Source organism: Synechococcus sp. BA-120 BA3 (genome assembly GCF_034931285.1).
Taxonomy (GTDB): domain Bacteria; phylum Cyanobacteriota; class Cyanobacteriia; order PCC-6307; family Cyanobiaceae; genus Cyanobium.
This window is the reverse complement of sequence record NZ_JAYGHZ010000245.1, coordinates 1-515: the sequence shown is the minus strand read 5'-3', so window position 1 is coordinate 515 and position 515 is coordinate 1. Positions and strand designations below refer to the sequence as shown.

General features: G+C 77.9%; 1 pseudogene. It reads left to right on the top strand.

Annotation, left to right across the window (positions count from 1 at the left end):
• A pseudogene (locus tag VB737_RS07565) lies at positions 1-515 on the top strand (twin-arginine translocation pathway signal); the annotation flags it as partial.

The window sequence follows — 515 nt, the reverse complement described above, 5'->3', positions numbered from 1 at the left end:
GCTCCACGGCCCCGCCGCCGCCGCTCCCCTGGCGTTTCCCTGGTCCTATGGCCCCTGGGTGCTGGTGCTGCGCAGCCGGCCCGATCTGGCCCGGCGTCGCGCCGAAGGCTGGGAGCTGCTGCTCGACCCCAGCCTGGCCGGTCGGTTGGTGCTGCCCTCCTCCCCCCGGGTGACGATCGCCCTGGTCGGGGAGGACCCGGAGCGCCTGCGGCGGCTGCGGCGCGCGGCCCTGGCCTACGACGACCGTGACGGACTCAGCCTGCTGCTCACCGGTGAGGCCGAGGCCGCCGTGCTGCCCCGCCAGCGGGTGGTGGGCCTGCTGCGGCGGGATCCCCGGCTGCAGGTGCTGCTGCCCGAGAGCGGCGCCCCCCTGACCTGGAACCTGCTGCTGCGGCCGGCCGGCCCCCATCCGGAGCCGCCCCTGGAGTGGCTGGGGGAGGCTCTGGAGGCCCCCCTGCTGCCGGCCCTGCTGGCGGGCGGCTGGGTGCCGCCCCTGCCCAGGGACCAGCTGCAGC